Source organism: uncultured Winogradskyella sp. (assembly GCF_947498345.1).
Taxonomy (GTDB): Bacteria; Bacteroidota; Bacteroidia; order Flavobacteriales; family Flavobacteriaceae; genus Winogradskyella.
In genome coordinates this window covers 44,733-64,458 of sequence record NZ_CANMJY010000009.1, presented here as the reverse complement: position 1 = coordinate 64,458, position 19,726 = coordinate 44,733, and the positions used below count along the sequence as shown (strand labels likewise).

At 33.4% G+C, this 19,726-nt stretch carries 22 protein-coding genes; 2 read left to right on the top strand and 20 right to left on the bottom strand.

All coding sequences use genetic code 11. The annotated features are described in order from the left end of the window. Nucleotides 1-4 precede the first annotated feature (4 nt). Nucleotides 5-955 carry an endonuclease gene (locus Q0912_RS12675; RefSeq protein ID WP_299115633.1) on the bottom strand — a complete coding sequence of 317 codons (951 nt, stop codon included), beginning with the start codon at nt 953-955 and terminating at the stop codon, nt 5-7. A gap of 72 nt (nt 956-1,027) precedes the next feature. Here Q0912_RS12675 and hflX point away from each other — a divergent pair, with 72 nt between their 5' ends. Further along, nucleotides 1,028-2,239, top strand: coding sequence for a GTPase HflX (gene hflX, locus Q0912_RS12670; RefSeq protein ID WP_299115631.1), 1,212 nt, complete (start codon nt 1,028-1,030; stop codon nt 2,237-2,239). A gap of 49 nt (nt 2,240-2,288) precedes the next feature. Here hflX and Q0912_RS12665 read toward each other — a convergent pair whose 3' ends face one another. The 17 genes from Q0912_RS12665 to Q0912_RS12585 all read right to left on the bottom strand — a co-directional run bounded on the left by Q0912_RS12665 (nt 2,289) and on the right by Q0912_RS12585 (nt 17,170). Then, entirely contained in the window at nt 2,289-3,197 is a 909-nt protein-coding gene (locus Q0912_RS12665) for a DUF3078 domain-containing protein (RefSeq protein ID WP_299115629.1), read from the bottom strand. A 130-nt stretch (nt 3,198-3,327) separates the two neighbouring features. Further along, nucleotides 3,328-3,834, bottom strand: a complete 507-nt coding sequence (locus Q0912_RS12660) for a DUF2480 family protein (RefSeq protein ID WP_299115627.1) — start codon at nt 3,832-3,834, stop codon at nt 3,328-3,330. Between the two features lie 7 nt (nt 3,835-3,841). Beyond that, nucleotides 3,842-5,281: a hydroxymethylglutaryl-CoA synthase gene (locus tag Q0912_RS12655; RefSeq protein WP_299115625.1), complete on the bottom strand. Its 1,440-nt coding sequence runs from the start codon at nt 5,279-5,281 to the stop codon at nt 3,842-3,844. Nucleotides 5,282-5,295: 14 nt separating this feature from the next. Then, nucleotides 5,296-5,622 carry a DUF59 domain-containing protein gene (locus Q0912_RS12650; protein ID WP_299115623.1) on the bottom strand — a complete coding sequence of 109 codons (327 nt, stop codon included), beginning with the start codon at nt 5,620-5,622 and terminating at the stop codon, nt 5,296-5,298. Between the two features lie 52 nt (nt 5,623-5,674). Then, nucleotides 5,675-6,097, bottom strand: coding sequence for a SufE family protein (locus Q0912_RS12645; protein WP_299115621.1), 423 nt, complete (start codon nt 6,095-6,097; stop codon nt 5,675-5,677). 33 nt (nt 6,098-6,130) lie between these two features. Beyond that, complete coding sequence (locus Q0912_RS12640; protein ID WP_299115619.1) at nt 6,131-6,658, bottom strand: hypothetical protein; 528 nt, start codon at nt 6,656-6,658, stop codon at nt 6,131-6,133. A gap of 48 nt (nt 6,659-6,706) precedes the next feature. After that, nucleotides 6,707-7,945, bottom strand: coding sequence for a cysteine desulfurase (locus Q0912_RS12635; RefSeq protein WP_299115617.1), 1,239 nt, complete (start codon nt 7,943-7,945; stop codon nt 6,707-6,709). Further along, the gene (gene sufD, locus Q0912_RS12630; protein ID WP_299115615.1) at nt 7,946-9,259 is read right to left on the bottom strand and encodes a Fe-S cluster assembly protein SufD; all 1,314 of its coding nucleotides are present in this window, start codon (nt 9,257-9,259) and stop codon (nt 7,946-7,948) included. It abuts the gene before it with no gap. Between the two features lie 12 nt (nt 9,260-9,271). After that, nucleotides 9,272-10,024 (bottom strand): Fe-S cluster assembly ATPase SufC, encoded by a 753-nt coding sequence (gene sufC, locus Q0912_RS12625; RefSeq protein WP_299115613.1) that lies wholly within the window; start codon nt 10,022-10,024, stop codon nt 9,272-9,274. A gap of 5 nt (nt 10,025-10,029) precedes the next feature. Next, on the bottom strand, nt 10,030-10,437 hold the full coding sequence (locus Q0912_RS12620) for a hypothetical protein (RefSeq protein ID WP_299115611.1): 408 nt from the start codon (nt 10,435-10,437) through the stop codon (nt 10,030-10,032). A gap of 55 nt (nt 10,438-10,492) precedes the next feature. Beyond that, complete coding sequence (gene sufB / locus Q0912_RS12615) at nt 10,493-11,941, bottom strand: Fe-S cluster assembly protein SufB (RefSeq protein WP_299115609.1); 1,449 nt, start codon at nt 11,939-11,941, stop codon at nt 10,493-10,495. Nucleotides 11,942-11,950: 9 nt separating this feature from the next. Beyond that, nucleotides 11,951-12,280, bottom strand: coding sequence for an iron-sulfur cluster assembly accessory protein (locus Q0912_RS12610; protein WP_299115607.1), 330 nt, complete (start codon nt 12,278-12,280; stop codon nt 11,951-11,953). Nucleotides 12,281-12,395: 115 nt separating this feature from the next. Beyond that, nucleotides 12,396-12,632: a hypothetical protein gene (locus tag Q0912_RS12605; RefSeq protein WP_299115605.1), complete on the bottom strand. Its 237-nt coding sequence runs from the start codon at nt 12,630-12,632 to the stop codon at nt 12,396-12,398. Nucleotides 12,633-12,739: 107 nt separating this feature from the next. Next, nucleotides 12,740-13,753, bottom strand: a complete 1,014-nt coding sequence (locus Q0912_RS12600) for a cytochrome c peroxidase (RefSeq protein WP_366125135.1) — start codon at nt 13,751-13,753, stop codon at nt 12,740-12,742. Between the two features lie 47 nt (nt 13,754-13,800). Next, nucleotides 13,801-14,610, bottom strand: coding sequence for an MbnP family protein (locus tag Q0912_RS12595; RefSeq protein WP_299115601.1), 810 nt, complete (start codon nt 14,608-14,610; stop codon nt 13,801-13,803). An 11-nt stretch (nt 14,611-14,621) separates the two neighbouring features. After that, nucleotides 14,622-15,956 carry a hypothetical protein gene (locus tag Q0912_RS12590; RefSeq protein WP_299115599.1) on the bottom strand — a complete coding sequence of 445 codons (1,335 nt, stop codon included), beginning with the start codon at nt 15,954-15,956 and terminating at the stop codon, nt 14,622-14,624. A gap of 5 nt (nt 15,957-15,961) precedes the next feature. Then, a complete protein-coding gene (locus tag Q0912_RS12585) occupies nt 15,962-17,170 on the bottom strand; it encodes a choice-of-anchor B family protein (protein WP_299115598.1) in 1,209 nt (402 codons plus the stop codon). Nucleotides 17,171-17,279: 109 nt separating this feature from the next. Here Q0912_RS12585 and thiL point away from each other — a divergent pair, with 109 nt between their 5' ends. Beyond that, nucleotides 17,280-18,332, top strand: coding sequence for a thiamine-phosphate kinase (thiL, locus tag Q0912_RS12580; protein ID WP_299115596.1), 1,053 nt, complete (start codon nt 17,280-17,282; stop codon nt 18,330-18,332). A 297-nt stretch (nt 18,333-18,629) separates the two neighbouring features. Here the strand turns inward: thiL and Q0912_RS12570 are convergent, their stop codons facing one another. Both Q0912_RS12570 and Q0912_RS12565 read right to left on the bottom strand, forming a co-directional pair. Continuing rightward, a complete protein-coding gene (locus Q0912_RS12570; RefSeq protein WP_299115592.1) occupies nt 18,630-18,869 on the bottom strand; it encodes a DUF1660 family phage protein in 240 nt (79 codons plus the stop codon). A gap of 77 nt (nt 18,870-18,946) precedes the next feature. Then, nucleotides 18,947-19,717, bottom strand: a complete 771-nt coding sequence (locus Q0912_RS12565) for an alpha/beta hydrolase (RefSeq protein WP_299115590.1) — start codon at nt 19,715-19,717, stop codon at nt 18,947-18,949. Nucleotides 19,718-19,726: the final 9 nt, after the last annotated feature.

The window sequence follows — 19,726 nt, the reverse complement described above, 5'->3', positions numbered from 1 at the left end:
AGGTTTAGGAAGTTTTCAATTGTATATAAACAGGAAAATGATCACTATAACCGCCTTTGTATTTTTTCCCTACATAAGTTCTAAAAGGCTGTCCTTTATATTTACCATGATATTGAGTTAACGATTTATTATTATAAACATCCGCCCCTTTATATGATAAAATCGAATTTGCTGCGTCAAAAAAATTAGTTGAAAATAAGATTTGATCAAACAAATTCCATTGAAAATCATGATTTAAACTGCCCTTGTCTCTTGACCAAACGGTTTTAAATGGATTATATAAGCTACTTTCCTTCTCTATTAAAGACAGGCTGTCATTATTTGGGTTATCATTGAAATCACCCATTACAATAATTTTTGTATTGACCTCTTCTTTATTTAATCTTTTAATAATAGAATTTACTTTGCGGGCTGCTGCTATGCGTTTATGTTCTGTCTCCTTCTCGCCTTCGCGTCTTGAAGACCAATGATTAACAATGATATTTAAGCGCTCTTCTTTTAACTTCCCTTGTACTAATAGAATATCTCTAGTATAATCGCGTTCGCCAGATTCTGTTTGTAGATATACTGAAAATGTCTCAGAACTTTCTACTTTAAAAGTATCACTTTTGTAAAGGAGAGCGACATCAATTCCTCGTTCATCTGACGAATCGTAATGCACATAGCTATAGTTTTCTTCAATAAGGTTTTTACTTCTTACTAAGTCTAATAATACTCTTTTGTTTTCTACCTCTGCCAAACCAATAATTATAGGTGCTTCCTCAGCATCCTCATCTCCAATTTTTGAAATTACTGTACCAAGTTTTCTTAGCTTATTTTCATAACGCCTGGGTGTCCAACGCTTTGCAGAAATCGGTAAAAAATCATCATCATTGGTTAGCGGGTCATTTTCTACATCGAATAAGTTTTCAATATTATAGAATGCAATAGTGTAAGTATCTAAAGAATTATTCATGGGATTAAATATAGGTTTTTTAAAGCGTATTTAGAATACTACATTTACTTAACTTTGCACTTTAATTTATGTATGATAGAAAAAAAGGATATTAATTTAGAGAAGGTTGTTCTTATAGGTATAATAACTCAAGATCAAAATGAAGAACAATCTAAAGAGTACCTCGATGAATTAGAATTTTTAACCTACACTGCAGGTGGGGAAGTCGTAAAACGCTATACCCAGAAAATGACCATGCCTAATCCTAAAACTTTTATAGGGACAGGAAAAATGGACGAAGTAATGCATTTTGTTAAGGAAAATGATATTGGAACCGTAATTTTTGATGACGAATTATCTCCTGCTCAAGAACGAAATATTAGTAAAATTCTTAATTGTAAAATCTTAGATAGAACCAACCTTATTCTAGATATTTTTGCACAACGTGCTCAAACCAGCTATGCCAGAACACAAGTAGAGTTGGCACAATGCGAATATTTGCTGCCAAGGCTCAAAGGTATGTGGACACACCTGGAACGGCAAAAGGGTGGTATTGGTATGCGTGGTCCTGGGGAAACCGAAATAGAAACCGATAGACGTATTGTTCGCGATAAAATCTCATTGTTAAAGAAAAAAATAAAAACCATTGATAAGCAGATGGCTGTACAACGTGGTAATCGTGGCAAAATGGTGCGTGTTGCTTTGGTGGGTTATACAAACGTTGGGAAGTCTACATTAATGAATGTTATTAGTAAAAGTGAAGTCTTTGCTGAGAATAAACTCTTTGCAACTTTAGACACTACAGTTAGAAAAGTGGTTATTGGTAATCTTCCTTTTTTAGTTAGCGATACTGTTGGTTTTATTAGAAAACTACCAACACAATTAGTAGAATCTTTTAAGAGCACACTTGATGAAGTTAGAGAAGCAGATTTATTGCTCCATGTGGTAGATATTTCGCACTCAAATTTCGAAGAGCATATAGATTCTGTCAATCAAATATTAGATGAGATTGATAGTAAAGACAAACCGACTATTATGGTGTTTAATAAAATTGACGTCTATGAAGCCGAACCTTATGATGATGATAATTTGGTTATTGAGCGTACTAAAGCCAATTACTCCATAGAGGAGTGGAAAAAAACATGGATGGCAAAATTAGGTGATCACGTATTGTTTATCTCTGCATTAGAAAAAGAAAATCTTGATGAATTTAGAAAACGGGTTTATAAAGAAGTAAGAGAAATCCATATCACCAGATTTCCATATAATCATTTTCTTTATCCAGACGTAGAAGACATAATATAAAAAAAGAGGTCTAATTTAAATTAGACCTCTTTTTTTATCTCTGATGAATTTAGAACTTATAGCTTAATCCTACAGTATAATAACTCTGTAAATCGTTGTCTGCATCATCTAAATCTACACCTTGAAAGTTCGCTGCTTCTTGTCTATTACTACGTAATCCAAAATCAAAACCAACACCAATACCTTTCCAAAAAGTATATGCAAAAGAATTAATCCATGTCCAATTCGACAGGTTACTATCCTCATAACTTTGGAAAGCAGAGAGGTTTGTTTTAAAGTTAATTTTCCCTATTTGTCGTGTATAATCAGCAACTATTTTTGCACCAAAAGACGAATCAAAAACAGTATCACCACTAGAAAATACAAAATTATAGTTTGCCGGGTGTATAACCACAACTAAATCTGTAATTGGTGTCCAGGTGAAACCTACACCAACATCTAAATAACCAGGGTCGTTAAAATTATTTAATATTGTAGTTCTATACTCAGCTAGCCCAGAAACTGCCCATTTTTCACTTAGTCGTCTCCCATATAATGATGATAAATTAAATACATCTGTTGTAGGTTCAAAATCATCACTATCATTAGGATCATCTTTATTATCTAACTTGGTCCAATTTAAATTTGTATTTAAACTATTTCTCCAAAAGTATTTTTCATCTATTTTATTTGCAAAAGCATTTACTGTAAATCCAATTGCCCCAGATTGATTGTTTGGTGCTCCCTGAGCATACCATTTACTAAAGTTAGATAAGCTACCACCTATAGTACCAAAGGCTCCAATACGCCATCCTGGTAATGCATCTATTTGTGCTTGTAAAGCATCAGCTTCCGCTTGAAATTTATCAGCTTCCGCTTGTTTCTCTGCTTTTTGAGCTTCTAATTCTTCTTTTGTCTGTGAAAAACTAAATGTAATCATTAACATTAAGAATACAGATAAGAGTAGTTTTTTGTTCATAATGAATTAAATTTTAGTAAGTCTAAGTTTTGTTAATTTGCAAATATAAGTCTTTATGATTTACAGTAACCCCTTCTTTACCATTACAATAACACTACAATGGTTTTAAAAAGTATAAATCTGGTATATGTTACTTTCTTTTAAACAGTGGAACCGAGGAACATGCTTCACCAAACATGATGGATTTTGCCACTGGTTTTAATCGTTGAGATAGTAATACCAATGCATTTGCTGGCACAGGCTTGTAAGAGCAACCTTTTATAATTACGGGCATGTCCTTATAATCAGAGATATCTAAATCTGAAATAATGGAGGTGTAGATAATAGATTCTAAATGTTCTAATGACCCAATAACAGTTAGCTTAGAATAATTTTGAAGTTGAAGAGAAATCAACATATATGCCCAATCTGGCACAATAGCATCAGTAGAGCAATACAAAGCTACATAACAATCGTGGTATTGTGACCAATCGTGTTCAGCAACCGAAGCTCTAAATTCTTTTTCTCTTAGTACTAAGCCCTCCATTAACCAATCCTTTATATCAAAAAGGACGCGTTTTCCTTCTGGATAATAATCTTCGAGATCTATAACCTTAAGCTTACTATTTGCTACTCTGTTTACAATTTCTCCTTCCATATTTATATTAATTCACTTTGTAGCGTCGTAAGCCATAATTGGTGTCATCTTTTTCAATATAATCCAAAGCTATTTTACTACCATCTAATACAGCTTTTTCTAATTGTGAACGGTGAATTTTTTCGTAAGTAGTCACATCAATAGCCGTTCTGTTTTTCAAATATTCAAACAGTTTAACATCTTTTAATTTTGAAGTCCAGTTAGCTTGAATTGTACCTTCAAACACCTTTGATTTTGAACCACTTCCATAACTTATAAAACCAATGGTATCACCTTCAATTGTTTTTGAAACGTCTAAGCTATGTGATAAATAACTTAAAAATGACATAAAAATTGAAGCCGTGTACATGTTCCCAATTTCAGAAGATGCTAATTCACCTGATACAATTTTTGATGTTATAAATTCATTATAAATTTTTGATTTGTAAGCGCTTTTTTTCCATTCTTTCTTGTCTGATGTTTTGCGTTCACCTATCTCGTTCTCCAAAGCTAAGTATACTCTTGTATCTTCTATCCAATTAAGCCAATTATAAAAAATAATACGTCTCCCATGAAAGGCATATGGCAAGTGAAAAATAAGCTGTTGCCATTTTGTTACAAAATCCGTTGTGTTTTGTGTATTAAAATGTGCAATAGCTTCCGTAATTCTGTCGCTGTAACATGTATTTGAAAACTGTCCATCAAACACAGGTTCTTCTTTAAAGACTTCTACCAAGTCGTTATTATCTGACCAAAATTCGGATGAAGACGAGTTTAAAAAATCTTCGATTTTCTTATTAGATGTATCTAAATTTAAGTCTTTAAATACTGTTTTTAAAAGTTCAATTTTTTTGTATGTACGTCTTGGTTTAAAAAAATCGCCTTCACTTTTCGATGCAATACCCCAAGTATCATTTATCTCTAAAATAGCTGGATAATGTGTAATTAAAACTGCTACTGCACCCGCACCTTGTGTATATTCCCCAGTAGAATTTAAATCGTATTTTGAAACATCAGAGGCTATAATAACGGCTTTTCGCTCAGGATTTTGTTTTACCCAATCAATACTATTATGCATGGCATCTACAGCACCAACACATGCAAAAGTCATATCTAAAATATCACAATTCTTAAAACTACGTTCACCATATGTTGAAGCTAGTTTGTTTTCTACAATTTCAACGGCATAGGTTGCCGATGGTTTTGAGCCATCAACTGCGCTTTCGGTACCTAAGTATACACGACCAATCTCATTAGGATTGAGATCATTTTGTTCAATAAGGTTTAATAAGGCATTTGAGGCAAAGGTTACAACATCTTCACCTACATTTGGCACTGCCATTTTTTGAAGCCCTAAACCGCGTTTTAACTTTTCGGCAGGGATACCTCTTCTCGCTGCCAAATCATCCATTGATACATAAAGTTGTGGCACATAAAACGCGATAGAGTCAATTCCAATTTTTGACATGTTGATTAATTTTATTAGAGCATTCCTAATTCGAGTTTTGCTTCTTCACTCATTAAATCTTGTGACCAAGGTGGGTCAAATGTAATTTCTACCTCAGCATCTTTAACATCGTTAAGTGATTTTATTTTTTCCTCGACCTCGAGAGGCAAGGTTTCTGCAACTGGACAATTAGGTGTTGTTAATGTCATTAAAATTTTTACATAATAATCTTCATTGACAAAAACATCGTAAATTAGTCCTAATTCGTATATATCTACAGGGATTTCGGGATCATAAATAGTTTTTAAAACTCTTACGATTTTATCCCCAAGTATATTTGTATCTATTGTTGTATCGCTCATTTTTTAAATATTTGTGTTTACTACAGTTGTCTTACAAATTAACATAAGACACTTAATTTAATTGTGTTTGGTAAGCAATTGCATATAATTTTATTTGCTTTACCATACTCACTAAACCATTTGCTCTAGTTGGTGATAAATGCTCTTTCAAGCCTATTTTGTCAATAAAATATGTGTCGGCTTCAATTATATCTTTTGGGTGCTGGTTAGAAAATGCTCTAATAAGTATTGCAATTATTCCTTTAGTGATAATAGCATCGCTATCTGCAGTAAAGTTAATTTTATCATTACTCATATCTGCATGTACCCAAACCTTACTTTGGCAACCTTTTATAATATTATCTTCGGTTTTATATTTTTCGTCAATTAAAGGAAGTGTTTTACCTAAATCTATCATGTACTGGTAGCGTTCTTCCCAATCTTCAAACATTGAGAATTCATCTATAATTTCATCTTGAACTTCTTGAATTGTCATAGTTTAATACTTTGTTGTAAAATTACAAAATCACTATTGTTTAACAGCATTTTCCTTAACGGATAACACTTTATTAACTAATGCTTCAATTTCTTTTGGTGGTACACCATGATCAAATGTAGGCGTCATCATTTCTACATCACCTTTAATAATCGCCAGATTTGCGTGAGCTGCACCATCGTGCAATCGTTTATTTGTTGGCGCACTTAATTTATTTAAATTTTCAATATCGATTTTCTCTATCAGTTCTTCTAACATAACCCAATCCTGAGATTTACAATTATAAGTGCTCATCTCTTTTAGATTTCTATCTTCAGAAATAATTACTTGAGCTTTTGAAATTTGAACATATTCAAAAGTTCCTCTTGATAAAGCTTGGTATGTAATTAGAACTTTTTCGTAATTGTCCCCAACTACTTCTTGCTTTAAGTTGACTGCTTCTCGGCTTGGTTTAGAAGCCACAACTTGTTCAGTTTCTTTAGAGTCTGAAACTACTTCTTTATTAGAATTACAAGATTCGGCAAGCATTACAATGGTAAATAGACTAAATAAAAATTTCATGATATAACATATTGTTTACAATGTAAGTTACATTTTTAATGCCAAAGTCTATGAAAGCATAAGTACTGCCTTTTTTAATGCAGTAATGAAAGTGTCAATCTCTTCTATAGTATTATAAAACATAAATGATGCTCTTATAGTACCTGGAATCTTGTAATAATCCATAATAGGTTGGGCACAATGATGACCTGTACGCACAGCAATACCCATTTTATCTAAAATTGTTCCGATATCGTATGGATGAATATTACCTATATTAAATGAAATGACTGAAGTTTTGTTTTTAGCCGTTCCATAGATTTTTAAACCCTCTATTAGAAGTAGTTGCTCTGTTGCATATTCCAGAAGTTTGTTTTCGTAATTAGCTATGTTCTTAAAACCTATACTATTCATATAGTCAATAGCAGCACCAAAGGCAATTCCACCTGCAATATTAGGTGTACCTGCTTCAAATTTATGAGGTAAATCTGCATAGGTTGTTTTTTCAAAAGACACTTCAGCAATCATCTCACCTCCTCCTTGATAAGGTGGTAATTTCTTTAACCATTCTTCTTTACCATAGAGTATACCAACACCTGTTGGACCACACATTTTATGAGCTGAACACACATAGAAATCCACATCTAAAGCTTGTAGATCTGGTTTTATATGTGGACAAGATTGCGCTCCATCTACTAAAACAGCTGCTCCAACTTTATGAGCTTCTTTAATCATATACGCGATAGGATTGATCGTTCCTAGGGCATTAGAAATATGATTGACAAAAACCAATTTTGTGTTTTCGTTTAAAAGCGCATCAAATTCTGAAAGTATCAATTCCCCGTTTTCGTTCATAGGAATGACTTTCAATCTAGCACCTGTTCTCTCGCAAAGCATTTGCCAGGGCACTATATTACTATGGTGCTCTAAAGCAGAAACTATAATTTCATCCCCTTTTTTCAATAGCGAAGAGAAGCCATTGGCAACTAGGTTAATACCATGTGTTGTACCTGCTGTAAAAATAATCTCATGAGCATGTTTGGCATTAAAATGATGTTGTATTTTAATACGTGCTTGCTCATAAGCGTCGGTAGCTTCTTGACTTAGGCTATGTACACCTCTATGAATATTAGCGTTGTAGTTTGAATAATAATCTACTATAACATCAATAACCTGTTGTGGTGTTTGTGACGTTGCAGCATTATCAAAATAGATTAGTGGTTTTCCATTAACTTCACGATTGAGTATTGGGAAGTCTTGTCTTATGGTTTTAGCATTAAAATCCGTATGTTCTGCTAGTTTGCTCATTTACAAATCAAATCCAATACTCACACCTAATTTGTTAGCTATAATTTTAGTAATTCTGTTTTTAATTGCAGGAATTTTTACAGAATCTAAAACATTATTACTAAAAGCAAACATTAACAACGCCCTAGCCTCTTTTTCAGGAATACCTCGAGAACGTAAGTAGAACATGGCGCTTTCATCTAGCTGACCTATAGTACAACCATGAGAACATTTTACATCATCAGCAAAAATCTCTAACTGCGGTTTAGTATTGATACTTGCCTTATCACTAATAAGGATATTATTATTTGCCTGAAAGGCATTTGTCTTTTGAGCTTCTTTTTCTACAATAACTTTACCATTAAAAACACCTGTTGCATTATCATTAAAAATACCTTTATAATCCTGATGACTTTCGCAATTAGGTTCTATATGATGTACTAATGTATTATGATCGACATGTTGCTTATTACCAATAATGGTAATACCTTTCATAGTAGAATCTATGCGCTCACCATTTTGGTAAAAATTGAGGTTATTTCTAATAAGCTTACCTCCAAAAGAAAACGTGTGAACCTTTGCTAAACTTTCTTGCTTTTGATTTACAAACGTATTATCTATTAAAGATGCACTTTTTTTATCATTCTGAATTTTGTAATAATCTACAATAGCCCGTTTGTTTGTGAAAATTTCAGTAACACTATTAGTTAAAACAGGATTATCTGTTAAGCTCTGATGACGCTCTATAATTTGAACATGAGAATTTTCATCTACAACTATTAAGTTTCTTGGCTGAAGCATTAAAGCAGCTTCATTACCTGTAGAAAAATGTATAATCTGAATTGGTTTTTCAACCAATTTATTTTTTGGAATATGTATATAAGCGCCTTCTGCAGAAAATGCTGTATTTAAAGATGATAAACCATCTTTAGAAGCAATTTTGTTGAAGTAATTTTCAATCACCAATCTGTATTTTGGTTTTGATAGTGCTGCTGACATCAAACAAACATCAATACCATCATGTGTAGTTTGTGATAAATGCGATGAATATTTTCCATCAATAAAAATGATTTTATAACAATCAATCTCATGTATAAAATACTTCTTTACATCTTTATACTCCAGAGCATTTTCGTGTTTTGGGAATACGCTATAATCGTGTTTTAAAACCGAATTTAATGAGGTATACTTCCAGGCTTCTTGTCGCTTAGTAGGAAATCCTTCAATCTCAAAATTCTTGATAGCTTCAGTTCTAATATCATGAACAGGTGAATCTATGTCTACCATATTTTCAAAGGCCATGAAAGAGGATACTAATTTTTCTTTTAATTCCATTTTGCTTAGAGATTAAGCGTTTACTTCTTCTTTAATCCAATCGTACCCTTTAGCTTCTAACTCGTGAGCTAAATCTTTAGATCCAGATTTTACAATTTTTCCATCATGCAATACATGTACATAATCTGGAACGATATAATCTAATAATCTTTGGTAATGTGTAATAACAATGACTGCATTATCTTTAGATTTTAGTTTGTTTACACCATTAGCTACAATTCTAAGGGCATCAATATCCAATCCAGAATCGGTTTCATCTAATATTGCTAGTTTTGGTTCTAACATTGCCATCTGAAAGATTTCATTACGTTTTTTCTCACCACCAGAGAATCCTTCATTAAGTGAACGCGACAAAAACTTACGATCTATCTCTAACATCTCAGATTTTTCACGAATCATTTTAAGCATTTCATTAGCAGGCATATCTTCTAACCCTTTAGCTTTTCGTGTTTCGTTTATAGCAGTTTTCATAAAGTTAGTAACACTAACTCCAGGAATCTCTACAGGGTATTGAAACGATAAAAACACTCCTTGGTGAGCACGTTCTTCTGGTCCTAGTTCATCAATATTTTCACCATCTAATAAGATTTCACCTTCTTCAACTTCGTATTCTTCTTTACCCGCTATTACAGATGCTAATGTACTTTTACCAGAACCATTAGGTCCCATAATGGCATGCACCTCACCTGGTTTTACATTAAGGTTTATCCCTTTTAAAATTGGTTTGTCTTCTACACTTGCGTGTAAGTTGTTTATCTTTAACATAGTCTTTAATTTCCTAGTTTTATAACGTCTTCTTTCTTTGGGTCTGTAGCTTCTAGCTTTAAAATTTCTTTAATTTCTAATTTGTAAGGCCAACCCTCTTCATCTTCGTTTTTTTTAATTTTTTTGACTCTGGCAGTTAGCATTACACCATCTGTGGCTTCTTTTTTTAATGGCTTGGCTTGTTCGTTTAATCTTTTTAAGTTCTCATCCATTACAACACCGTAAATTTCTGTTGGTGTCTGAAAAACCGCAGCATCAGCATAATACAAATATTCACCTTTCATTGTAATGAAACCATCATTTGCATCATAAGATTTTGCACGATTGTCTTCTAAGTTTACTTCAGGCTTTGTTTCATTTTTACAAGCAACCAAAGTCAAAGCAATTAATAAAAGTGATGTTATTTTTTTCATATTTATTTTTAGAATTAATGAGATGCTTAGATTGAATCTCACACCTCAAATCATATTAACCTACAGATCCTTCTAAACTGATTTCTAATAATTTTTGAGCTTCAACAGCAAATTCCATAGGTAATTTGTTTAAGACTTCTTTGCTAAAACCATTAACAATTAATGCAATTGCTTTTTCAGTATCTATACCACGTTGGTTACAGTAAAAAATCTGGTCTTCACCAATTTTACTTGTTGTAGCTTCGTGTTCAATTTGAGCTGATTTATTTTTGGCTTCTATATAAGGAAAAGTATGTGCTCCACATTCATTACCCATTAATAAACTATCGCATTGCGAAAAGTTACGCGCATTGTCTGCTCTAGAACTTATCTGCACCAATCCACGGTAAGAATTCTGAGATTTCCCTGCCGAAATTCCTTTAGAAATAATGGTAGATTTGGTATTCTTACCCAAGTGAATCATTTTGGTACCTGTATCTGCTTGCTGATAATTATTAGTTACAGCTATAGAATAGAATTCGCCAACAGAATTATCTCCTTTTAATACACAAGAAGGGTATTTCCATGTTACAGCAGAACCTGTCTCTACCTGAGTCCATGAAATTTTAGCATTGTTTTCGCAAAGCCCTCTTTTGGTTACAAAATTGTAAACACCACCTTTACCTTCGGCATTACCAGGAAACCAATTTTGAACTGTTGAGTATTTTATTTCTGCATCGTCTAGTGCAATCAATTCTACTACTGCTGCATGCAATTGATTCTCATCTCTGCTTGGCGCTGTACAACCCTCCAGATAACTTACGTAGCTACCTTTATCTGCTATCACTAAGGTTCTTTCGAATTGACCTGTACCAGCTTGATTAATTCTAAAATAAGTAGATAATTCCATTGGGCAACGCACACCTTTAGGAATATAGCAGAAAGAACCATCACTAAAAACGGCAGAATTTAAAGCCGCATAAAAGTTGTCTTTTTGAGGTACAACTGTACCAATGTATTTCTTTACCAATTCAGGATGCTCTTGAATAGCTTCAGAAATACTCATAAAAATTATGCCTTTTTCTGCTAAAGTCTTTTTAAAGGTTGTCGCAACAGAAACAGAATCTACAACCACATCCATTGCTACACCTGCAAGTTTCTTTTGCTCATCTAGAGAAATACCCAGTTTTTCAAAAGTTGCCAAAAGTTCTGGATCTACCTCATCTATACTATCATATTTTGGTTTGCTATTTGGTGCAGAGTAATAAGAAATAGCTTGAAAATCTGGTTTCTCATAATGCACATTAGCCCATTCTGGTTCGGTCATTTCTTTCCAAACTTTAAAGGCTTTAAGTCGCCATTCGGTCATCCATTCTGGCTCCTCCTTTTTCTTAGAAATTGCTCTAACAATATCTTCATTTAAACCATTAGGAAATGTTTCAGATTCTATATCTGTATAAAAACCATATTCATATTCTTTGGTTTTTAACTCTTCCCTTAAATCGTCTTCTGTATATTTACTCATCAGTATTTTTTAAAGTGAAAATGATTCCCCACAGCCACAAGTGCGGTTTGCATTAGGATTATTGAATACAAACCCAGTACCATTTAATCCCCCTGAATATTCTAATGTTGTACCAATTAAGTACAAGAAACTTTTTTTGTCTACAATGATTTTTATACCATTATCTTCAAAAACCTTATCTCCTTCTACTTGGGTATTATCGAATTTTAAATCGTAAGACAAGCCTGAGCAACCACCACTCTTAACACCTACTCTAACATAGTCATTTTGTGGATTATAGCCATCGTCGGTCATGAGTTCCATGACTTTTTTCTTTGCTTGTTCAGAAACTTTAATCATAATGTTTAACTAGATTAGTTCTAAATAGAATGCAAATATACAATATAACAAAGGTTAAACCATATTTACTAACATTATATTAGCATATGATTTAATAGAATTTACCTATTGGTTATTATAAAAAATTTGGTTTGGAAATCTGGAGCTTTAAATGAAATAACCGCCTAAGTGTAGATTGAATATCTTTATTAGTAATACTAAGTTCTTCAAAGTTACCATGAGTATCCGTTTTTACAACTGTATTACAATGACTACATGTTAGCTCTGCGGTTTGGTCAGTATATGTTTTGGACTTCACATAATTATGACCAAACACTGCACAAGGTAGTGCTTTGTTTGAAGTAGGTTTCATTTAAAAAAATTTGGGATTGAAAATTTAGAAAATTCACTTCATAATAATGCTTAAATACTCTAATTTTCGACAAAATACACTAAAAAAGTAGATTATTCTTACAAAACTTAATTATGGAAGTCTGGATTATTCAAAAATGACGGATCTGAAAGTGTTAGTAAAAATGCTTTTAAATCAGCTTTTTCCTGCAAGGTTAATTGTACTCCTCCTTGTGCTAATTGTTTCATTAAAGGATCAATTGTTGGTGAATTTTGAAGTCCTTCACTATAATGATCAATGACCTCATCTAGGGTTGTAAATCTACCATCGTGCATGTAAGGTGCTGTATATGCTAAGTTACGTAAAGAAGGGGAACGAAATTTACCATTATCGTTTGGGTCGCCCGTTACAGCTCCTAATCCTAAATCCGAAAAATTACTATCTAAACCATTGTTATGAAAATCATTATCTGTCCAAAGTGGATTATTAGGATTGCCATGACAATGAAAACAATCTCCTTTATCTTCTCTGAGAAAAATATCTAAACCGTTTAACTCTTGTGATGTTAACGTTGCCTGACCTAGAGAATACCTATCAAATTTAGAATTCGCAGAGATGAGTGTTCGCTCAAATTGAGCTATAGCTTTTGTGGTTAACTCTTTAGTTATTGTTGATGTCTTAAATGCCAACCTAAAGAGTTCAGGGTATTCGGGATGTGCCTGTAATCGCTCAATAACATTATCCCAATTACTATGCAACTCAATTGGATTTTGCACAGGTTCTTCCGCTTGGCGTTCTAGGCTAAGTTCTTTTCCGTCCCAGGTAAAGCGTTCGTTGTAATTCCAGGCCAGATTGAATATTGGCATTGAGTTACGTATTCCTGCTATACCATCAATACCAATACTTGTTGGCGAATTATCTGTAAATGCACTTTGAGGTGAATGGCAAGAAGCACAAGATTTTGTACCGTCAGCCGATAGAATTTCATCAAAAAAGAGCTTTTTCCCTAGCGCTACTCCCTCAAGGGTTTGCCTATTATCAGTGGGTATAACAGGTGGAATAATATTATCAGAAAAAATTTCGGGAATACTTAAAGGTTGAGGAGTGGGTTCGTAACCCGAATCATCATTTGAGCAATTCAAACACGTCAAAAGAATTAAAAAAAAACACCTTTTCCTCATCTCCCATTTTATTGCTGAGTTACATCACCTAATGAAAATACATTTTGCCCATTTTCGAACATCATAATCTGAGCATCAGAGTTTGGCATTAGCATTTGATTGTAGATATTTAGGTCCCATGTATTAGGGTTTTTAAACCATTCTGCTAAATCAGCTTCTACTTCAATCTCTGTAACATTTGCTATAGCTACAGGACCTAGATTTACTGTAAAAAAAGTATCCTGAGGAAATATTGGGTTAGGCCCTGGATTATCCACAGCTCTAATCGCGTGGTAATTAAAACCTTGCTCATCTGAATTTGTATCCAAATATTTACCATCAAACTGCATATAATGATAACCACCACCTAAATTGTCTGGGACATTAAAATTAGCAGCGTTTAAGTCTGGATAATTCCCTGTATTATAGGTATTGTTTAATCCAAATGTAAACGACACATTACTATAATTACCTATTGGAACTAACGTGCTTAATGTGTAAAGTAACCCATTATCATTTGTAACATCTACTAGATTATGTGCTTCGAATGTTAAAATTTCTCCTTGTGCTCCAGTAAATGTAATATCTGAGATGACATAACGTAAGCGCTCTATGCTTAACATCTCCCCATTTTCATTGGTATATTGAATCGTATTAAAATCTGAATTTGTCACTGGTGCGCCATCCCAATTATGAGTGAACTTAAATGTCGTTGCTACCTGAAAATTTTGAGTAGAGTCACCATCAGTACTACAGGAAAAAAAACTTAAACCTAAAGTTACAAGGATGATTAAAACCTGTTTTTGTAATTTGTTTTCGTAAGGAGCTTTCTTTTTCATTTTTTTATTTTTTAATCGATTTTTATAACTAGTAAATCAGTAAACCCTTTGTTTTCTATTATGTCACCATCACTACTGGTAGAATCTCCAACTGCGATTATGGAGCCATCATTAAGCTCAGCTATACCATATGTAAAATCAATATTTGAGCCTCCTACAGTAGTTTCCCATTTTAAGTTACCGTTAGTATCAACTTTTAATAGCCATGCGTCATTTTGACCTTGATTAATGGCTACATCTATATCGTTACTTCGAGAACTGCCAGCCAGTAAAAAACCATCGTTTTGAGACTTAACCAAAGCACGAGATACATCAAAGTTACTACCACCAATTGTCTTTTCCCAAATTAAATCGCCATCTGAAGATATTTTTATAAGCCACAAATCAGCAGCACCATTGTTTTTTGAAACATTATTATCATTACTTCTTGTATCTCCAGCAATGAGATAATTACCATCATTTGTTTTTACAATTGCTCTTGCTTCGTCTATTTGAGTTCCACCAAAAGATCTTTCCCAAATCATTTCACCTGTCGAAGAAATTCTGAGTACCCAGAAATCATAAGTTCCTAGATTACCAGAAATATCAGTATCATCACTGTCAGAGCTACCTACAATTACAAAACCATTATCATTAGTTTGAATAACATCGTTAGGAGTATCTGTAAAATTTCCTCCAAAATATCTGCTCCATTCTATGTTTCCAAAAGCATCTAGTTTTAAAGCCCAATAATCGCCACCTGCATGTCTATTGGCTGTACGTGATGAATTACCTTCTCCACCAGAGGCAGTGACATCTAACACACCTGTAATCAGATAACCTTGATCATTGGTTTGGATTACTGATATTCCTGTATCTGCACCTTGGTATCCGAACGATTTTTGCCATGTCATATTACCATCAAAATCTAGCTTTGTAAGCCAATAGTCTTGTGATCCTGCATTTTCAGTAACATCACCATCACTGCTAAAGCTATAACCTAAAAGTGCATAACCACCATCTTGAGTTTGAATGATATCACTCCCTCTTTCATCTAAAGAGCCTCCAAAGGTTTTTTGCCATTGTAAATTATCTTGGGCATCAAATTTCATTACCCAGTAATCAAAGCTTTCGTTTAGCTTATCAGTAATATCCTCATCGTTACTTTGTGTATACCCTAAAATAGCATAACCGCCATCAGTTGTATTTACAACGGCTTGTCCACTATCGTTTTTAGTACCACCAAAAGTTTTAACAAAAGTAGCCTCTATATCTATAGAGCGATTTGTAGAATCGTCATTACTACAGCAAAAAAGTATTAAAAAAGAAAGCGTAGTACACAGATATGATAACCTTTTAATAAACATATCATTTAGTTAGGTCTAACTATATATAAACCACCATCAATATCGCTTACAACTATATTTCCACTATCAAAAAAAGGATAGATATTCCAAGCACCATTAAATGCTGTATTGTCATTTGGTATATAGGTATCAATAAAACCTGATTCTACCATAACACCAGAAGCAATATTTGAAATATCTATAGCTCTAACTCCAGCTGTATAATTAGCCACGTAGAAAGTATTACCAACAACGTAACCATTATGGTCGATAGCTCCTGTTGGCCCAAGATATTCCATATGAAATACCGGATCATCTAGATCAGTAAAATCAAAAACAATAGTTCTTGAATTGAGTCCAAAGTCAATCTCATCAGTCTCGTCTCCTAATAAAAAATATTCCATGTTTTCGGTAAACCACCCTTGGTGCGTATAGCCAATATTACTGTAATCTATTGTAGAAATCTGAACTGGATTATCTTTATCTGTGACATCCACAATTACCACTTCATTTTCGTTACTTCCAATTAAAATCTCTTTACCTGTATGGTCTGTATCTGGTCCATTATAGGTAACCACCTGTGCATCATGAGAGTATGCATCATCAGCATAACCACCAGCTGCAACAGGACTGGTTGGGTTTTGAATATTTATAAAATGAGGCCCACCATTAAAAGTTGTAGTTCCTACAGCATAAGCAAAACCACTTTCTTCATTAATAACAATATTATGCGCCTTTCCAAATTCAGTGTATGTGGCATCTGCTGTGAATGTTTCAGGAGGATTTGCAACATTTCTTAAACGTGTTAAATCGAAGACCTGCATACCATGACCAGCAGCTTCGCTTACAATAAAAGCGTGATTATTATAAGTCTTAATATCTCTCCAATCACTATTTACTGTAGCTGTAGGTAATACACCAAGTAAAACAGGATTAGCAGGATCGGTCATATCTACAAAAGCCGCATTAGTTGATGTACCGACTAAAGCATATTCTCTCCCTGTTTGTGGATCTGTCCAACCCCAAGAATCGTTACCTTCTGCACCATCACCACCAAGCACATCAATTGGGATATGACTCATTAAATCAAAACCGTTACATGGATGACCATTAGCAAAACCATTAACGCATGGAAAATTAGCGGTTTGATTATTACCCGAATTATCATCGTCGTCCGAACAGTTAAATGAAAACAATACCAGTAATGCTACCAGTATACGAAGCGTAAATTTCATAATCTTTTTTTTAGCAATTTACAGTAAATTTTGCATTTGATGGTAAATCCAAATATAATTAACGCTAATTATCACTAAATTATTTAAAAAAGCATAATACTTTTGCAATATGATAGAAGATAAAAATCCGAAACGTACACCATTGAGTGAATTAGGTGAATTTAAACTCATTGAGCACCTTACTGAACATTTTGAAGTCACTCAAAAATCTACTGTGAAAGGTATAGGTGATGATGCTGCAGTTTTAAATTTTAAGAATAAAGACATTGTTGTTTCTACAGACTTGTTGGTTGAGGGAGTGCATTTTGATCTAAGCTATGTACCATTAAAACATTTAGGTTACAAAGCTATAATAGTAAATTTATCTGATATTTATGCAATGAATGCCAAGGCCACTCAAGTTACGGTATCGATTGCTGTTTCTAACCGTTTTCCTTTAGAAGCCCTAGAAGAAATCTATGCTGGTATAACTACCGCTGCTAAATTATATAATATAGATGTTGTCGGAGGAGACACAACGTCTTCAACTTCTGGACTGGTTATTTCTGTTACAGCAATAGGTGAAGTTGACAAGGATAATAAAGTATTGCGCTCTGGTGCCAAACCTAATGATTTGCTAGTAGTTTCTGGAGATATAGGTGGTGCCTACATGGGATTACAAGTGCTAGAACGCGAAAAAGAGGTCTTTAAAGTTAATCCAAACAATCAACCTGACCTCTCCATGTACAGCTATATTGTTGAACGTCAGTTGAAACCAGAAGCCAGAAAAGATATTGTAGAGTTATTGCATACACTTGAAGTAAAACCAACCAGTATGATAGACATAAGCGATGGATTATCTTCTGAGGTTATTCATTTGTGTAAACAAAGTAAAGTTGGTGTTGATGTATACGAAAATAAAATCCCATTAGACCCTCAGGTAATTTCTACTTGCGAAGAATTCAATATAGATAGCACCACAATAGCTTTAAATGGTGGTGAGGATTACGAATTATTAATGACGATTTCTCAAGAAGATTTTCCAAAGATAAAAGGAAACCCAAATCTTACGGTTATAGGTTATATGACTGAACAAGATAGAGGAATGCACTTGGTAACAAGAGCTGAGGAGAAAATACCGATAATTGCAAAAGGATGGAATGCGCTTAAAAATCCATCATAAGAAGCTTTTGACTTCTCTCTAAGCGTTTGTTATGAACGCGATTTAATACTGAATTTATTTCTTTGAATTTTGGCGTTAGCGGAATGAATTTTCCGTTACCATCTATAGTCATTTCTGACTTGCAGTTTTTGCACTTGTATTCTTTTACGTGGTAAGTCACATTTTTTGATACTGAATAATCATGACCAAATAATGAGCAGTAAACATTTTTCATTTTAACTTCGTAGTCTTATAGAGATTAAGATCAATTAGGATACTTAAATATAAGAAAACAAGTTATTCACAGGTTATTAACAATCAACAAATCGATGAACTGATTGATTTCTGCTTCAAACGCATCATTCTGTTGTTATAAATACGCTCTAAAGCAGAATTTATTTCTTGAAATTTTGGAGTCAATTCTGTAAGCTTACCATTGCTATTAGTGGTGAGTTGTTTTTTACAACGTGTACAAGTATATTCTTTAACGTGGTTGGTTACCTTCTTTGTCACTTCGTAATTATGGCCAAAAAAGTCGCAATATAATTTATTAGGCATAAGTAGGTTGTTTAAGCTAGATTTGTTTCAGTGGGATAAACTTAGGAAAAAAAATATCAAAAAAACGCCAAAGAGTTTTATTTTTCGATAAAATGTTTTAAAAAGTAGGATAAATCTGATTTATTTTCAATATGACTCATATGACCTTCAGATAATTCTCCATGATTAATAGACGTGTTTTTTATTTGAGCTTTAATCTTATCCGGATTAATTAGTGCGTCTTTGCTTCCTGTTAAGATAAGTTTTTCACCATCGAGCTGCTTAAAAATCTTTAACCGATTTGGTCTTAGAATCATTCCTTCTTGTGCTGCTATGTAACCTTGCACCGAAGTTTTTAAAGCAATTTGTAAAGCTTCCTCGTAATCTTGTTTATAGGTTATTTTGCTTTTTGGGGCAAATAAATTAGCAAAAGACATACGCACTAAATTCTCATAATTAGTATGCGCCATTTTTATAGCACGTGTCCTCATTAACTTTCGCACTTCAGTATCTGCTTCAAATGTAGAATTCATCAAACACAAACCTTCAAAAAGATGAGGCTGTTCTTCAGCTAATGCTACATAACCTCCCATAGAATGTCCAATAAATTTTGCCCTTTTAATTTTTAAATGATTTAAAACACTATGAACAGCTTTGGCCATGTTTTCCATAGTATGTACATAACCTACACAATCGGTTTGTCCATGACCCAATAAATCAACACAAATAACGCGATTGTTTTTAGTTAATTCTGGAATAAATTCGGTCCACATTGTACTGGTTTCCAAAAAACCATGTAACAAGACAATCACGGAACCTTTGCCAGATTCAGTATAATGAATATTACTGTTTTTATAGTCTAAAATCACAAATGCAAA

Bases quoted from the DNA above. Each gene is read 5' to 3' on its own strand.
- thiL (WP_299115596.1), top strand. From the start codon at position 17,280: ATGATAGAAGATAAAAATCCGAAACGTACACCATTGAGTGAATTAGGT.
- Q0912_RS12645 (WP_299115621.1), bottom strand. From the start codon at position 6,097: ATGACAATTCAAGAAGTTCAAGATGAAATTATAGATGAATTCTCAATG.
- sufB (WP_299115609.1), bottom strand. From the start codon at position 11,941: ATGAGTAAATATACAGAAGACGATTTAAGGGAAGAGTTAAAAACCAAA.
- Q0912_RS12570 (WP_299115592.1), bottom strand. From the start codon at position 18,869: ATGCCTAATAAATTATATTGCGACTTTTTTGGCCATAATTACGAAGTG.
- Q0912_RS12620 (WP_299115611.1), bottom strand. From the start codon at position 10,437: ATGAAAAAAATAACATCACTTTTATTAATTGCTTTGACTTTGGTTGCT.
- Q0912_RS12640 (WP_299115619.1), bottom strand. From the start codon at position 6,658: ATGAAATTTTTATTTAGTCTATTTACCATTGTAATGCTTGCCGAATCT.
- Q0912_RS12610 (WP_299115607.1), bottom strand. From the start codon at position 12,280: ATGATTAAAGTTTCTGAACAAGCAAAGAAAAAAGTCATGGAACTCATG.
- Q0912_RS12660 (WP_299115627.1), bottom strand. From the start codon at position 3,834: ATGGAAGGAGAAATTGTAAACAGAGTAGCAAATAGTAAGCTTAAGGTT.
- Q0912_RS12590 (WP_299115599.1), bottom strand. From the start codon at position 15,956: ATGTTTATTAAAAGGTTATCATATCTGTGTACTACGCTTTCTTTTTTA.
- Q0912_RS12675 (WP_299115633.1), bottom strand. From the start codon at position 955: ATGAATAATTCTTTAGATACTTACACTATTGCATTCTATAATATTGAA.
- Q0912_RS12585 (WP_299115598.1), bottom strand. From the start codon at position 17,170: ATGAAATTTACGCTTCGTATACTGGTAGCATTACTGGTATTGTTTTCA.
- Q0912_RS12655 (WP_299115625.1), bottom strand. From the start codon at position 5,281: ATGTCAAAAATTGGAATTGACTCTATCGCGTTTTATGTGCCACAACTT.
- Q0912_RS12665 (WP_299115629.1), bottom strand. From the start codon at position 3,197: ATGAACAAAAAACTACTCTTATCTGTATTCTTAATGTTAATGATTACA.
- hflX (WP_299115631.1), top strand. From the start codon at position 1,028: ATGATAGAAAAAAAGGATATTAATTTAGAGAAGGTTGTTCTTATAGGT.
- sufC (WP_299115613.1), bottom strand. From the start codon at position 10,024: ATGTTAAAGATAAACAACTTACACGCAAGTGTAGAAGACAAACCAATT.
- Q0912_RS12605 (WP_299115605.1), bottom strand. From the start codon at position 12,632: ATGAAACCTACTTCAAACAAAGCACTACCTTGTGCAGTGTTTGGTCAT.
- Q0912_RS12650 (WP_299115623.1), bottom strand. From the start codon at position 5,622: ATGAGCGATACAACAATAGATACAAATATACTTGGGGATAAAATCGTA.
- Q0912_RS12595 (WP_299115601.1), bottom strand. From the start codon at position 14,610: ATGAAAAAGAAAGCTCCTTACGAAAACAAATTACAAAAACAGGTTTTA.
- Q0912_RS12635 (WP_299115617.1), bottom strand. From the start codon at position 7,945: ATGAGCAAACTAGCAGAACATACGGATTTTAATGCTAAAACCATAAGA.
- sufD (WP_299115615.1), bottom strand. From the start codon at position 9,259: ATGGAATTAAAAGAAAAATTAGTATCCTCTTTCATGGCCTTTGAAAAT.